Below are 16041 nucleotides of genomic sequence, written 5' to 3' on the forward strand. Positions count from 1 at the left end.
CTGTCCGGGTGGACAGCCTTTTCGGTTACGCTTTATATTTGCCAATTAAAGTCTGCAATTCTTCTGCCATACTTGATAAAGCTGCTGCAGATGCTGAAATTTCTTCCATAGTAGCGAGCTGTTGTTCGCTTGCAGCAGAACACTCTTGACTAGCATGAGTCCCATCTTCAGCAGTTACCCTAACCTTGTCCATCGCATCATTAATATGGTCACTTTGGCTAGATATTTTTTCAACAGCAGTAGATACTTGTTTAACCTTATGAGTTACATTTTGAATAGCTGCATTAATGCTCTGGAATACTTCATTCACTTGATTCGCCATATTAAGCCCTGTATTAACCTTATTCGTTCCTTGTTCCATTGAATGAACAGCCTGAATTGTTTCCTTCTGGATATCAGTAATTAAGCTAGAAATCTGCCCTGCTGATCGATTTGATTGCTCTGCAAGCTTGCGTACCTCTTCAGCAACTACAGCAAAGCCTTTTCCATGTTCTCCAGCACGGGCTGCTTCAATTGCGGCATTTAATGCTAATAAATTTGTTTGATTGGCAATATCCGTAATGAGTGAGACAATTTCACCGATTTTTTGTGAACTGTCACCTAGGTTTTTAATAGTTTGGGCACTTCCTTGTACAGTTTCATTAATTTCATTCATACTAGTTAAAACATCTTTTACAATATAAACGCCTTTCTCGGTAGAATTGGCAGTTTGCTCGAACATTTCTAACATCTCATCACTATTGTCCGCAACTTCATGGATATAAACTGTCATTGATTTAATCGATTCATTGGCTTCATGAACGGACTCCATTTGTTTTTCAGAACCATATGCAACCGTCTGTGTAACTTCAGCAATGCGTTCACAAGAACGTGCACACTCATCAGAACTAGATGATAATTGCTCGGCAGATGAAGATAACTCATAGGATAGTTTTTGATTTGCACTTATAAGTTTTTGGATTGTATCCATCATATTATTAATTGATAGTTCGATTTTTTTTGTTTCATCGTTAGTGGTTAGTTGAATTCTTTCAGTTAAATCACCGTCTGAAATTTTTGTAGTAGAACGATTGATACTTTCGATGCTTTCTTTTATTGATTTATAAAATGCAATAAAGAGTATGATCGCAAGTAGTGTTGCGATTACACTAGTAATAATTACAATAGTACGTTGGAATGCTAATTTATCTATATGTTTTCCTAAATGATTATTAAGTAGAGTGGCATTAGAATCAATAACGGTGAAGATCGTATCGATAGCAACTGTTGCCTCATCAAAATATTTTGTAGAATCATACGTAAATTCATTTGCATTTAAGATTTCATTGCTAATGAGCTGGCTGAAGTTTTTTGAAGCATTCATAGATTCGTTATATTGAGCTGAAATATTTTGGCGTGCTTCCTCATTAGCGTTAAGAACAATCCCCATACTGTGTTCAGCACCGCTCAAATTTTGAGCCATTAATTGTGATTGATAGGAGAGCTTAAATTGTTGATCTGTGGTAATGGTTTTGGCTGCTAACACATTTGAACCAACTGCTCTAGCTTGTCCCATGTATTCAGTAGCATTTATGAGTTCATTCGTAATTATTCTAGATAGATGATGGCGAATTACATCAGAGTCTAGTGATAGGTTGGTCGAGTCTGAAATTGCAGATGCTAATGTTAAAACGGTTGCAATTAAATTTGTATGGCGATCAAAAGATTGTGGTGCCGTCAAAGTTTCTACTTCATTTCTTAAGCTATCCCAATTTGCTCTGATTATTTTCCAATCATCACTATGTAGGGTTACTTCCTGATTGCTAGTTAAATATTGTTCAATGGCTTCAATATTGCTTTGAATTTGCTCTTGCTTTTCAGCCATTTTTTCTTTATTACCTTTGTTTCCACCAAGAAATCCAGCGGAAAGACCTCGATGCTGCTGTACGTTTTGCACAAGTGCTTGAAGCTTCATGTTCCCTTCAAGACCGATTTGTTCGCTTTTAGCAAAATTAATATCATTGTGAATGTTATATACTATTAAAGCTAAAGAACTAATTATGGGGACAGTAAATAGCAAAAAGATTAGTAAAAACTTTTGAAAATACTTTAATCGATTCATAATTGCTACAAATGGTGATAATATAAAGTTCATAATTCGCCCCTCCACACTAGATGTTTTTCTCAATTATATTATAAAAATATCGAATAATGTCGGATGATGTCGAAATTTTACGCAAATATTTGTGAACAAAGTATAATTTTTTGTATTAAAAAACTGCTGGTTTTATTCAACCAGCAGTAGATTTTTTTAAAATTTAAATTTTTATTAAGAATTTATTTTAGACCATGTTTTTGCAGTGTTTTCAAGCTCTGGAAACTTTTTCTCTAATTCTTCTGCAGGTAATGGATGACTAAAATAATATCCCTGGATTTCATCGCAGTTGTTTTTTTGAAGGAAAAGAACTTGATTCTCTTCCTCTACACCCTCTGCAATCACATGGAGTTTAAGATTATAGGCCATATTAATAATGGTTGAGACAATTGCTGCGTTTTCAGAATTAGAAGTAATCCCATTGATAAAAGATTTATCAATTTTTAAACGATCAATTGGCAGCATCCTTAAATAGTTCAGTGAACTGTAGCCGGTTCCAAAATCGTCTACACTTATTTGGATTCCAATACCTTTAAGTTGCTCAAGTATACTTGTGGCTTGTTTAACATCCATTGTCATACTTTCTGTTATTTCAAGCTCTAATAAATTAGGATCTAGGCCTGTTTCGTTTAGGATTGTTTCTACTGTCTTAACAAGATCTCTTTGTAAAAACTGTTTTGTAGATAAATTAACAGAGACCACAAACGGTGGGAATCCTCTCTTTTGCCATTCAACAGATTTTTCACATGCTGTTCTCAATACAAATTCTCCGATAGGTATTATTAAACCTGTTTCCTCTGCAATCGGAATAAATTTACCAGGAGATATTAATCCTTTTTCCGGATGTTGCCAACGCACAAGAGCCTCGAGACCGCTAATTTTCCCAGATTGGATATTAATTTTCGGTTGATAGTATACAGTGAATTCATTACGCTCTAATGCTTTACGTAATTCATTTTCAAAAACTAGCTGTTCATATGATGGGTCGTTCTCAATTGGAGAATAAACACAATAATTATTTTTCCCTAACTCTTTGACCCTGTACATAGCAGTATCGGCATGCTTAATTAATGTATTTGCGTCCCGACCATCTACTGGATAAAGCGCAATTCCCATACTTGCGGTTATATGGACCTCATAACCGTTTATCGTGATCGGCTGATTAATAGCTTCCGTAATCTTTTTTGCATACAATATCGCTTCATTGCCATCTTTAATTCTTGGAAGCATCACGATAAACTCATCACCGCCAATACGTGCAACTGTATGATCTGGGTTAACGCTATTAAGGATAATTTTAGCGACTTCTTTTAATAGGAGATCGCCAAAATCGTGACCTAACGTATCATTTATTACTTTGAAACGGTCTAAGTCTAGAAACATTACGGCAAGAACTGTAGGTTCTAAACTAACATTAGCTGCATCTATTGCCCTATCTAAGTTATTTTTAAAATATCGATAGTTAGGCAATTTTGTTAAGTAGTCGTGATATGCTGAGTCTTGTAACGATTCATAAGCTGAAACGCGATCTAATGCAATTGCTATTTGGTTTGTGAAAACAGTTAGTTGGTTATACGTATTTAAGCTGTATTGATTTTTTTGATAACTCCCGATATTTAAGGTACCAATCACTCGATCGTGAATGATTAATGGCATCATTAAAGTGGAATGGATGCCTTCCTTAAGCAATGTTTTTTCGCGTGGAAGTAAATCTAATAAACTTAAATCATTACGAATAACAGGTTGCTTCATGTCTTTCACTAAACGGATGGGACTATCATTTAAATGAATTTCTTCGATTATTATCCTGTCATGATTATTTAAGACATAAATTTCTAATTTATCATCACGATCATCCGTAAACAATGAAATTGATATTTTATCAGGGTTAATAAACGCTTTTATTTCTTTTAAAATAATACTAATAATATCTTGATGGTTTAAATATTGAGTCAACACAGATTGTGAAATATTACCTAGTGTCTTTAACGTTTTAACCTTTTCAGAAAGACGACTAGTAGCATTGTTAATTTCTCTCTTTAAATTTTCTTCATTTTTTTCAATTGTTGTTGCCATTTGATTAAAAACAATACTGAGTGATTTGATTTCTTCTGTACCTTCTTCTTTAACATTTATGTGCCTCTTACCCTCGATCAATTCTTTGGCTGCATTCATAAGTGCATTTAATGGAGCTGATAATTTCTTACTCATTAAAACTGATACGATCATTGTAATAGCAGACACAAATAATGCTAGAAGAATGGTATACGTATAAATACGTCTACGCTCGATCATTAATGAATCTGCCTTCAGGGCAATTTCAATTTCCCCTAAATTTGAATTGAAGTAGATTAATGGGATTTGTTCAATAAGTAAATTATTGTTTGTTAATGTATCACCTTTTTGATTGACAATCGTACCGTCTTTATCTTTAACAATAACATACTGGATGTTTGGCTGCTCTAACAAAGAATATGCTAACGGTGAAATGGCACTAAAGTCTTCTTGGAGCATTGACAACGCAATTGCTGAACTTAGTGTACTTGCTGCTGTTCTTCCTTCTGTTCTTAATGATTCTTCAATATGCCTACTTTCATTAAAAAGATAAATACTGCTAAGTGAGATAATGCCAAGTAGAACAAGAATATTCATTGACAACCAGATACGAAACGATAATTTATTGCTTTTCTCTTTGATATCCATATCGTACCTCCAGCCTGTCCAACATGCTATTTGTTGAATAAATATTTATATAATAAAAGAACCTTTGTAATATGTAGTTCATACTTACACCTACTTCATCCAAATATCACCATAATTATACAATAAAAAACATAGATAATATTCAACAAATTAAAAAAATAAATGAATTATGAAAAATATATTATAAGTATTATTGAATAAAGACTGTATGTAAGTTACAAATAGCGCAAATTTTAAGTATAATAAAAAGTGGTTATAGGCAAATGACAAATTTTTTATTTTGGCTCTGTTAAACTCGGTTGTTGATTTTCGCTATGGGCGGACGCTTTTTAGCGGGCACGGCTTCAGCTTCCTCGACTCGTAAACTCGTCTGCGGGATCTTCAGCTCATGCTATTCCCGCTGGAGTCGCCGCCCGTCGCTACAATCAATATAAATATAAAAATCAACATTGCGCTTTAACACAGCCTTTATTTTAATAGAATTACAGAAGCTTGTACGAAGAAAGGGTAAAGTTTTATGAGAAAGAGTGTATGGGTCCGATATATGGTGATATTTTCGATTATCGTAATATCAGTTTCATTCGTTATAGCATTTAGCCATATTTTTGATTTATTATGGGGAATTACTCGTTTTTTTGAAACTTTTTTCTAAAAATGCTCTGTCGATAATGGAAAAAGTGTAAAAGGTAGGCAAAAGCCTACCTTTATTTACTGTTTAGGAAATTATAAAATTTGATCCTGTGAATAACTACTATAACACAGAGAGTAGTCGTCCAGCTCCAGCGCCCAGCGACTAGTAAACTTCGCTCATCTCTTTTGCGATAAGTCAACATCGACTCGTCCCTCGACGTGTTTTGTTTATCTCAGTCGATGCGCTCTTAGTTTATACGTCGCTAATCAGGGCGCCTATAGCTTTTGTTCCTGATAACAGTATACACTTCACGAATTATTATTGTTATTTCAGTACTTGTGCTTTGTGGAAATCTCTAAACAAATCTATCTATTTATTACCAACAAGTAGCTTGGCATGCTTTCTCTCCAATTTCATTTCGATCCGATCTAGTTCATCCTTGTTCTCCATTAGTTCTTGTTTATTTTTCATTACTAAGTCGTGAAAACTTGGTCGCTTTTTCTTCAATGTTATATCCTCCTCGGTAATTATTTTAATAATTGTCTTAAAATTTCCTACAAATCTATTATAGGATGGCTCTATTTGTGGTAGATGTGATTTGTGTCACGAACTGTCGATGAATTGAAGATAATTCACAATATGTTAACAATTTTCAAAAAACTTTAACTTGTTTAGTAAACGGTTATGACAAATTTTTTAACGGACTGGTGTAATATAGGTAGTATGGTAAAATTGAAATAGAGTTCACTATTCACAAGCCAATGGTGTAAAGGTTGATGGGGGTTACAGATATGATTAATGAACTATCTTTATCAGGTTTATTGTTTTTAATTAGCATTGTGTTTACAGCAGTAGGTTTTATACTAGGTTCCGTATTTATGGTGAAACAATTAGCAGAGGGCATTATTATGATAATGATCGCCGTATCGAGCGGAATACTCTTTTTTGGGATAGGCAAGGTGCTGCAATTATTAAATGATATTAAGGGTCAAGCAATTGTTCCATCACCTGATAATCAGTTAATTGAAAATAATCAATCAAAAGAAATCGTTGAGGAGCCTGCCAAAATAGAAAAGGCAGAAGAAGAAAAAGAAGTTGAGGTCCCGTATAATGTGCCTGTTGATTGGAAATTAACAGCTAAGCAACGTTCAAATATAATGGCATACTATTTAAAGGACAAACAAAGGATTGTTGAAAAGAATATCATTGTTACGCCTTTTAAAGGATATTGTGTAGTTAAAACAAATCATTTTATCGATGTGATTGAAATGGTTGATGATCATCCCATTACGTTAAAGCGCGATCAGGTTGATAATTTTAAAGAGCTTCGGCAATGGATTGAAGCAAATGTATTTAGAAAAAAATAAGAAAAGAAATATCGGTCCCAAGCTAAAAGCATGGGACCGAAGCCATTTATATTAAGTTAATTAAAATTGACCGTGTGTGCCAGCCATTTGTTGTTGTGCCATAGATACTAGACGTTTAGTAATTTCCCCACCAACTGAACCGTTAGCACGAGAAGTAGTATCTGCACCAAGATTAACACCGAATTCTTGAGCGATTTCATATTTCATTTGATCGATAGCTTGAGAAACACCAGGTACTAATAATTGGTTACTACTGCTATTGTTTGCCATAATTGTATTCACTCCTTTAGAATTTTCGTGTTGTTTATGGTGGGGTTAGTCGGGTTTTACCCAACAGTTTCGAAATACTGCCTCAAGTGGCTAACCCCATAATGAAAAAAATAATTCAATATAATATTTTATTTACTATTAAGTTACCCGTTTTTGATTTTTTTATTATTGGTAATAGTAGGATTTATTTAAGCTTCTTCATTGAAGTCTTGTACAATTTAGTAGTAGTTTTAGTTGTTTTTTATCGTCTATTCGTTCTAAATACTTGAAATTATTGGTATTGTGTATTTGTTTTAGATGTCAGTTATATACACATACTGAATGTATATATTTTTAAAAAGGAGCAGTCCTATAATGCATGTGTGCCCATTATGCAACCAATTTTCTCAATTAAGTTTTACGTGTAATAATTGTAAGACAATAATGGATGATCACGGTAGATTGATGGACTTTTTTGATGATTATAGTGCATATTTAGATATTGAGGGGATGAAGCTATTTGATGGCTATCCAACTGATCAGAAAGAGCATAGTTGTCCGCATGTTTTTTATTGTGAAAAGTGTAATACTAATACTACAGTGCTAATTAGCGAATATGAACTATAAGATATAAATCATATTTTTTTGATAAGATTTAGAGGATATTATTTTACAAATGAAGAACGTATACTATAATAAAGTATACAAGTACCAGCAGGGGTAATTTATGAAGGATGGTGATGTAAATGCAATATCCTCAAGATATGAAAAATCGCTTAAAACGAGTAGAGGGACAAGTTCGAGGAATTCTCCGTATGATGGAGGAAGATAAAGATTGTAAAGATGTAATTACTCAGCTATCTGCCGCAAGGTCCGCAATTGATCGAGCTATTGGCTATGTAGTTGCCAAAAATCTAGAGCATTGTATTCGAAACCAAGCGGAACAAGGTGAGAGTGCAGATGAAGTAATTAACGAGGCAATTCAAATGATTGTTAAGAGTCGATAAAAGAGGGGCTAAACCAGTTTTGGGTTTAGCTCCTTTATCTTAGTCGATGCGCTCTTAGTTTATACGTCGCTAACGCTAATCAGGGCGCTTGCGCCTTTTTTATTTTCGATAGTACATTTTTTTTATCGGGTTGTTTTAAGCTATTTAGCATTCTGTTGTTATTCGTCATTCAGCTTTTTGTGGTGGTTCTTCAGCAGTTAAGTCAATGGTCTCTTCAATTTGCTTTTTTTCATGTCTAGTAATGACTGTACCATTAGCAAGACCGCCACTGATCATCCGTTCGACATCCATGAAATAACGGTCACGACCCTCATATTTCGAGTCTTTACGATACAATCTTTCTATTTCTTTATTTTTATTTGCATTCATGTTGTCCCTCCTTACTATTAATTTGTTCTTAAGGAGGGGAAATATACGGATGTTATACAGTTATACTTTTGTATCCACTTTTACATGTTCGGTAAAAATTTGCATAAGGTTTTTTATACCACTCTCATATATATCAATTTCATCAAATTTCATTGGTTTTGCATTGATGTCAAAAATATAATAATGTCCAGAAACTGATTTTCCGATATCAACTGAGAATTCTTTTAAATTTTGATATTTGCTTGAAAGAGTCACTCCGCAGCTTGAAATTATTTCTTGAAGTCTTGTTTTGTCAACTGATGTTGCAATTTCGTCCAGCTTCAATATGTTGCCGCCCTTCAAAACGTGAGTAGTAATACCATTTTTCTTGCGCTGTCTTATTCCCATTCCGGAAATAACCCATTCGTTGTTAAGCAAATGAGTCAGAAGTCGGAAATCAAAGCTCCGATTGTTTTGTTCCTCAAGCTCGATATGCCGCTGGGCTAGATAATCTCTATTTAAGATTAATGGTTGTATTTTATCTTTCCAAAGCTTAGTAAATGACGAAGAACCATATGCCTTTTCATAGGCTCTCAATAGGTACGTTTCATTTTTAAGTTTTGAAAGTACGTAAATTCCATTGCCTTTACTACCTTCACATGGCTTCAAATATAAGGAGTTATGTCTCTTTAATAGCTGATGTAATTGTTCTTTAGTGGTGATAAGCTCTGTTTCTGGTAAGTATTGTTGTAAAGTAGGTTCTTGACTAAATGTGTTGTAAACATCCCATTTTGATAAAAAACTTTGATTAAAAAAAGGGATCGATTGCTGGTTACACCATGCGGAAAAAGCTTGGAAACTTTCCGTTTTCTCATCCTTCCTGTAAGGGATCCGATTGTAAATAATTGTTGGTCTAGGAATAGTAGTTGTATACAACCATTTATTTTTGTCTTCTTTAAAAACATAACCATAATTTAGTTTGCCATTACATAAGGATGCTGGTGTTAATAAAATTACCTTTCCGCCAATAGAAGTAAGTCTTTTGGATAGTTCACGAAATAATGTGAAATTCCCTGTTATCGGTGAGTTCTTACCTTCTGAAGTTAGTATTCCAACAATCGAAATTTCTTTGTTACGTTTTTTCATGAAAAAGCACCCCTGGATTATAAATCGATTTTTTTGTTAGAAAAACAGCGTATGAGATCGGCAATGAACGTGATAATTTGTCATATTTCTTTAATTTTGGATGCTTGAATATGGAGCGGCCAGGTTTTGAATTAGCTTCAAATAGCCAAATTTTACCTGTTTTATCCACGCCTAGATCAAATCCAATTTCCCCTATATTGCCGGTAATTTCTTTGTCTAGAATTAAACTTATTGATAAAACGGTTTCCTCGATTTGACTTGCAATGTTTGTAGGGAGATTTGTGAAATTTAGAATTTCATCCATTGTTTTTACTGTTCCGCCACTACCTATATGAGTTGTAATACTACCCGTTCCTGCTACTTTTGCAGCAATTGCACTGACCTGCCATTCTCCAAACTCATCCTTATTTGTATGGACACGGAAGTCTATTGGTTTTTCATTCATTCTTAGAAGTTGGATTCCTTGCTGCACAATAAAATGTTGCAATGTTGTAGTTTGAAATTGATGTGTAAGTAGGTTTTCTAACGTTTTATATTTGCGAAGGTAATTTTTTTCATTCTGGCGAAACCGACAGTAGTAATAGTTATCTATATTTGATTTGAATATTTGCTGAATACCTAAACCTAAACTGCCATTAATTGGCTTTATAAAAACTTTATTATATTTCCTTAAAAAATCATCAACAACTGTAATCGTAGGATGTGGGGTCGTTTCGGGTAAAAATTGCTTTACTGAATGCTTGCTAAGAATTTGATGTATCTCCAATTTATTGAAAAATCCAGGATTAAACCATGGAATTGAATATTCAATTTGCAGTCTTTTTTTGATGTCTTGGAGAACGTTATGATTTTCCGTTTTCCGATTTGGTAATCTATCATATATTACGTTAGGGAAAGGGATTTCGCTTTGAATCCAACCATCAGAGTTGTGGAAATAGCCGTTAATTGTCCCTTTTTCCCAGTTAATATGGTTAGCTCCGAAGACGAAGGCAAAGGCACCAACAGTTTTTTCAGTAGATAACATTTTTGCGAAAAATAAAGATCGTTCGCCAATCGGTCTAAGGCGTGAACCAGTGAATCCTGCTGTGAAAACACCTACTAATGGACCAATATGAATCATTTCTTCATTAGGAATAACATGAACTTTGCTAGTATATGGGATCATTAATCTCTTCCAAACATTATTACAAATATAAATTGTTTTATCTTTAGTGGATTTTTTCACAATACAATGGCAGGTTTTTGTACCAAACGAGATTTCGTTACTATGCTTTACTATAGAATATAGTGGATTAGGGATATATACGTAGTTTTCATTGTCATCAAGCTTTTTTATTGTATAAACAGACATATAATCAACTCCTTTGAAGCTCTAAATGCTGACAATAAGCTAAAGGTGCTTTGTATAGAAAGTCTTCAATTTTTTCATTTAGATGAAGTATTGTTTGATGCCCAGGCTTTGAGTTTGTATCAAGGATCCAGATCGTTCTATCTTTGGCGACACCAATATCAATACCAATTTCAAATAGTGGGCCAAAGTTTTGTTCAAGAATAGTTGGCAAATGGGATACTATCGTTTTAATATCATCCTTTATAAGTACACGTTCATGATGATTATAAGTTTTTAACCACTTTTTGAAGCTATGAACTGTTCCACCGCTATGAAGATTAGATATTAAAAAGCCTGGTTGGCCTTTACGAATTCCACGCCCAATTTCGATCCATTGGTCGGGTTTATTTTTTTGAACTAGTACTCTAATATCAAAACATTGATGATCGTGATCTTGTAAATTTAATAATGGCTGTACTAGATAGGAGTGTGTGGTAATTAGTTTTTTTAGCCAGTTTGATAGTAGCAGCTTATTTGAATAATCCTTTCTGATAATTTGTTTATTTATATGTGTTTGCAGTTCAATTTTTCTGCCTTCTTTTAGTGATAAGGCAACAATTCCTTTCCCCTGTGAGCCGTTGATTGGTTTTAATAATACCTTTTGATATTTCTTTAAAAATTTGAGGATATGGCTTGGTTCCGTTGCGATTATGGAATGAGGGACATAGTAGTTTAAGATTGGATGTTCAGAAAGTATCTTGTAAATTTCCCATTTATTTGGCAAACCATAACCGATAAAAGTTGTATTTCTTCTTTTTTTCAACCAATTTACAATTGGAGAATATTTACGGAACTGCTCTTCGGTTGCGTAAAAGCACCGATCATATAAGTAATTTGGGATTGGGAAGCTTGCTCTCTCCCAATTGCAATTAATGGAATTAAAAATTTCTCCATTTACTAATTCGGTGTTAGGATCTATGTCTGCAGGTGAAAAACAAAACACCTCTGTTGTAGTTGTTAAGGCTCGTTTTGCTACTTCAGTATAATATTTACGTTCAATATTTTTATTTAATGTTAAGAAACCAAAGGATAACATGATTTCCCTCCTCAAAAATTCCAGGCTGTTAGATTGTGACAAAAATTAATAATTGCTTTTGCAGAAGGTCTTACCTGTAAAGTCTTTAGACCAAGATCATGATTTTTTGAAGGCTTTGTATTTACCTCTATAATCCATGGCTTTCCGTCCTCATCAAGTGCAAGATCAATTCCTAACTCCCCGTAAATCCCGTCGGTATGTTGGTGGATTGCAAAGGCAACTTCAATAGCTATCTCAGCTAGCAATTTTTTAAGATGAATTGCGGTTTTTTGTTCAAAGTGTTCAAACAAGACATGGTTAATTGTAAATAATTCACCGCCTCTAGAGATATTAGAGACAAATTCATTTTTTGACGAGACTCTAGCTACTTGTGAGCTAATAACCCACTCATTTTCATATTTTTGATGGCATAGCAAGCGAAAGTCAAGGGGGCGATCCTGCCAACTTAAAAGCTTTAAACCTTGTTGAATAATATAACGTTGCTCCTTAAATTTTGGCCTTATAACATCATATAACTGCATGATTGTTGGATAGTACCTTTCAATTTCTCCTGAGAACGTTGTATAGTCTAAATTAAAGCCTGCTTCAAGCTGATTAATTTTAAAAATATTTTTTCCTTGGCTTCCGTGAACGGGTTTTATGAAGACGGTTTCGTAGTCTTTAAGCATTTCTTCAATAGTTGCTCTTCCATTTAAAAGTTTTGTATGTGGCAAATATGGTAATAGATAATCATATTCACAAAGGAGCTCAAATACCTCCCACTTATTTAAAAAGCGCTCATTAAAATAAGGTATATTGACTTTCTCAAGCTGCTTAAAAAATAGGCTTGTTGCACTTGACCGCTCAGTAATGCGAGAATGAATGCGGTTATGGATGACATGTGGCACGGGTAGCTTGTGCGGATACCAGCCTGAGGATGCTCCGTTATACCAATATCCGTCTACATAATCATTATGGTAATTTTGATAATGAAACACATATAAAAAAGATGATTTTTCGCGAGCATATCGTTGTAATTCATAAATAAATTTATCAATTGTTCCAAAATGATTATTTTTTATCTGGTCGGTAACAATTCCAATATAAGGGCCAAATTCCCAAATGGCATCTTCTGAATTTACTTTTAAATAAATGTTAATAGGACTTTCCGGAAGGAAAAGCTTTTCGTAAAGAACTTTGGAACAATATATGGTTTGTGCCTCTTGTGAGGCAGAATGAACATCGATATTACAGTCAATGAGACATTTTCCGGACCTTAACGCAACTTTTTGAAGTTCAGTGGTGTTTGTTTGCTCCATTAAATTTCGACTTATTATAATGATGGGGGACTTGTCATTTCTTTCAACTTCACAAGGTAAAAGCTGTACTTTATAAAAATTATTCATTATAAGCCCTCACAATGGTTCATACTTTAAAAACTAGGCATTTGCTGATATCGTATAGTATGATAATTAAACGTAGTGTGTGAGGAAATGATAGAGGAAGGTTGTTGTACATATGAATTTTGTAATAATGATTGTTTTTATGATGGTGATTGGTGCCTTAATTGGTGGAGTTACAAATCATCTAGCTATTAAAATGTTATTCAGGCCCTATAAACCGATTTATATATGGGGGAAACAGCTGCCATTTACTCCTGGTCTCATTCCGAAGCGCCGAGAAGAGTTAGCGGTTCAGCTCGGTAGGATGGTAGTGGACCATTTATTAACAGCTGAGGGTATTCGTAGTAAATTTAAAGAACCAAACTTTAAACGAGATATGGTAACATGGGCGCAGTCTGAAGGGATGCGGATATTAGAAAGTGATAAGAAGATTATTCAATGGTTTGAACAGTTTGGAGTAGTGGATTCAGAAAATAAAATAGAACAACAATTAAACGCGTTTATTGGAAGCAGGTATGAGGAGGTAATGGGACAAGCTCGATCAAAGACATTAAAAGAAACGTTACCAAATCAGTGGCTAGCAAAAGTTGATGCAATAATCCCCGATATTTCCATATACATATTAGAAAAGGGGATTGAATATTTTGAAAGTGCTGAAGGTAAACAACGCTTAAGCATCATGATTAATGATTTTCTTGAAAACCTTGGGACTTTAGGAAATATGGTAAAAATGTTTTTAAGCAATGAAGCCATCGCTAATTCAATTCAACCTGAGTTAGTTAGGTTTTTAAGCCATCGTGGTACGTTTAATTTACTTACACAGTTATTAGATAACGAATGGGATAAAATTAAAGAATGGAGAATAGGCCGTTTAGAGCAAAAGCTCGGTAAGGAACGAGTGTTATCATTTTTGCAAACCCATATTGCGGAACAAATTCCATACAAAAAATGGTTACATTCGACTATTGGTGAAGTAACAGCAGCCTATAAGGAAATCATTCTTGAGGTTTGGATTCCGAAAGCGGTTGAGCTTGGTGGAGAATTTATTGCAACACGAATCGAGGAAATGATGGAGAGACTTCATTTAGCGGAGATCGTTCGTAATCAAGTTGAAGGTTTTTCTGTTGAACGTTTAGAGGTAATGGTATTGTCAATTTCAAAACGAGAATTTAAAATGATCACATTTTTAGGTGCACTATTAGGTGGAGGAATCGGTATTGTTCAAGGATTAATCGTGCTTTTGGTTCAGTAATTCAAATTGGAGGGATGAGCAATTGGGTACTATGTATGATATTGCATATAGTCTAGAGAAAGCTTTAAGAGAAAGTGATGAATTTAAGACATTGAAATCATACTATAATTCGGTGTCAAACGATCCATCTTCAAAGCAGTTGTTTGATAGCTTCCGGGAAACACAATTCGAGCTTCAGCAAAAACAAGTAATGGGAGAGGAAATAACTGAGGCTGAAGTTCATAAAGCACAACAACAATTTCAGCTTATTCAACAGCATACAGTTATTTCAAAGTTACTAGAGGCAGAAGGACGAATGACAATGATTATTAACGATTTAAACAAAATAATCATGCAACCACTTGAGAAGCTATACGGCGTTCCAGAGGAATTTAAATAGTTTTTTATTTTAAAAATTCAAAATCACTATTAAGACATTCATCAGACAGTATCCTTTTGCTTTTAGTTCTAAACGAATTCCTTAATACATACGTTTATTATAAGGAGATTAACGTTGTTTTAAGGGGGATGTCATCATGATGTATAAAATGCTCGCAATAAATGTAGATGGTACTTTATTAAAGTCAAATGGGAAATTACCTAAGGATACGAAGGATGCTATCCAATATGTCCTTGACAAGGATGTATATGTTACATTAGTAACGAGCCGGAATTTTTCATCAGCAAAAAAAATTGCAAAAGCCTTGAAGCTAGACAGTTACATAATTACCCATAGCGGTTCATTTATTGCAAAGGACATTGATGAACCATTATTTGAAAGACGAATTTCTGAAGAACAAACCTTTAATCTCGTTCAGGTGTTAGAAAATTACCATTGTTCAATTCGTCTTGTTCATGAGCGATATTCGATCGGGAATCGTCTTAAGCAAAAGGGTAATTTGATTGCAAAAGCGATTTTAAACTCAAACGACCCATTATTTTATCCATCACAATTTGTAGATAGCTTGAGTGACCAGTTAGTTGATTTTCCAATGGCTGCTCCAAAAATCGAGGTGTATTTTGCGAGTTCGGATAAAATGACGGAGGTAAAAGATATTATTAATAAATCTTTTCCGGACGTAAATGTAGTGGTCACAGATGAGAAAGTTTTTGAGATTCTTCCAAATCTTGTTTCGAAGGAACGAGCTATTAAGCAGCTTGGAGAGCATATTGGAATAGCGATGGAGGAAACAGTAGTGATTGCTGATTCAATCAGTGACATTCCTATGCTTAAACAGGCGGGGTTAGGTGTAGCCATGTGGAATTCACCATTTGAAGTGAAGCAAGCAGCTGATTGGGTGACAAGATCAAACAATGAAAATGGTGTTTCATTTATGATTCGTGAGCATTTCCGAAAGCAGCAAAGAATCAAATTTTTACGTGAATTAACAAAAAAATAATAAAAGTATGGCTGCCC

General features: G+C 34.2%; 15 protein-coding genes. 6 read left to right on the top strand and 9 right to left on the bottom strand.

What is annotated here, in order from left to right; all coding sequences use genetic code 11:
* Positions 1–25: 25 nt before the first annotated feature.
* From D612_RS0104245 to D612_RS18945, 3 genes are all read right to left on the bottom strand, one after another.
* Positions 26–2134, bottom strand: a complete 2109-nt coding sequence (locus D612_RS0104245; RefSeq protein ID WP_017754247.1) for a methyl-accepting chemotaxis protein — start codon at positions 2132–2134, stop codon at positions 26–28.
* Between the two features lie 174 nt (positions 2135–2308).
* Entirely contained in the window at positions 2309–4837 is a 2529-nt protein-coding gene (locus tag D612_RS0104250) for an EAL domain-containing protein (RefSeq protein WP_017754248.1), read from the bottom strand.
* A 1000-nt stretch (positions 4838–5837) separates the two neighbouring features.
* Positions 5838–5975: an FbpB family small basic protein gene (locus D612_RS18945; RefSeq protein WP_017754249.1), complete on the bottom strand. Its 138-nt coding sequence runs from the start codon at positions 5973–5975 to the stop codon at positions 5838–5840.
* A 284-nt stretch (positions 5976–6259) separates the two neighbouring features.
* On the opposite strand from D612_RS18945, the gene D612_RS0104260 reads away from it, so the two are divergent.
* Positions 6260–6835, top strand: a complete 576-nt coding sequence (locus tag D612_RS0104260) for a hypothetical protein (RefSeq protein ID WP_017754250.1) — start codon at positions 6260–6262, stop codon at positions 6833–6835.
* A gap of 60 nt (positions 6836–6895) precedes the next feature.
* On the opposite strand, the gene D612_RS0104265 is transcribed toward D612_RS0104260, so the two are convergent.
* Positions 6896–7105, bottom strand: coding sequence for an alpha/beta-type small acid-soluble spore protein (locus D612_RS0104265; protein ID WP_017754251.1), 210 nt, complete (start codon positions 7103–7105; stop codon positions 6896–6898).
* Between the two features lie 441 nt (positions 7106–7546).
* Between D612_RS0104265 and D612_RS0104270 the strand changes: the two genes are divergently transcribed.
* Positions 7547–7711 (top strand): hypothetical protein, encoded by a 165-nt coding sequence (locus D612_RS0104270; protein ID WP_233274981.1) that lies wholly within the window; start codon positions 7547–7549, stop codon positions 7709–7711.
* 119 nt (positions 7712–7830) lie between these two features.
* Complete coding sequence (locus tag D612_RS0104275; RefSeq protein ID WP_017754253.1) at positions 7831–8091, top strand: metal-sensitive transcriptional regulator; 261 nt, start codon at positions 7831–7833, stop codon at positions 8089–8091.
* Between the two features lie 165 nt (positions 8092–8256).
* Here the strand turns inward: D612_RS0104275 and D612_RS0104280 are convergent, their stop codons facing one another.
* Genes D612_RS0104280 through D612_RS0104300 form a run of 5 tightly spaced genes read right to left on the bottom strand, consistent with a single transcriptional unit; the run spans position 8257 to position 13396 of the window.
* Positions 8257–8460, bottom strand: a complete 204-nt coding sequence (locus tag D612_RS0104280) for a hypothetical protein (RefSeq protein ID WP_017754254.1) — start codon at positions 8458–8460, stop codon at positions 8257–8259.
* Between the two features lie 60 nt (positions 8461–8520).
* A complete protein-coding gene (locus tag D612_RS0104285) occupies positions 8521–9585 on the bottom strand; it encodes a YheC/YheD family endospore coat-associated protein (protein WP_017754255.1) in 1065 nt (354 codons plus the stop codon).
* Positions 9572–10936, bottom strand: coding sequence for a YheC/YheD family endospore coat-associated protein (locus D612_RS0104290; RefSeq protein WP_017754256.1), 1365 nt, complete (start codon positions 10934–10936; stop codon positions 9572–9574). The genes D612_RS0104285 and D612_RS0104290 overlap by 14 nt, the downstream gene beginning before the upstream one ends.
* 4 nt (positions 10937–10940) lie before the next feature.
* On the bottom strand, positions 10941–12011 hold the full coding sequence (locus tag D612_RS0104295) for a YheC/YheD family endospore coat-associated protein (protein WP_017754257.1): 1071 nt from the start codon (positions 12009–12011) through the stop codon (positions 10941–10943).
* Positions 12012–12022: 11 nt separating this feature from the next.
* The gene (locus D612_RS0104300; protein ID WP_017754258.1) at positions 12023–13396 is read right to left on the bottom strand and encodes a YheC/YheD family endospore coat-associated protein; all 1374 of its coding nucleotides are present in this window, start codon (positions 13394–13396) and stop codon (positions 12023–12025) included.
* Between the two features lie 112 nt (positions 13397–13508).
* Between D612_RS0104300 and D612_RS0104305 the strand changes: the two genes are divergently transcribed.
* The 3 genes from D612_RS0104305 (at position 13509) to D612_RS0104315 (ending at position 16024) form a co-directional block, all read left to right on the top strand.
* On the top strand, positions 13509–14645 hold the full coding sequence (locus D612_RS0104305; RefSeq protein WP_017754259.1) for a DUF445 domain-containing protein: 1137 nt from the start codon (positions 13509–13511) through the stop codon (positions 14643–14645).
* A 31-nt stretch (positions 14646–14676) separates the two neighbouring features.
* On the top strand, positions 14677–15024 hold the full coding sequence (locus tag D612_RS0104310) for a YlbF family regulator (RefSeq protein WP_034725948.1): 348 nt from the start codon (positions 14677–14679) through the stop codon (positions 15022–15024).
* A 136-nt stretch (positions 15025–15160) separates the two neighbouring features.
* Positions 15161–16024, top strand: coding sequence for a Cof-type HAD-IIB family hydrolase (locus D612_RS0104315; protein WP_017754261.1), 864 nt, complete (start codon positions 15161–15163; stop codon positions 16022–16024).
* The last annotated feature ends 17 nt before the right edge of the window (positions 16025–16041 follow it).

This window comes from Calidifontibacillus oryziterrae, from assembly GCF_000331575.1.
GTDB classification, from domain to species: domain Bacteria; phylum Bacillota; class Bacilli; order Bacillales; family Bacillaceae_J; genus Calidifontibacillus_A; species Calidifontibacillus_A oryziterrae.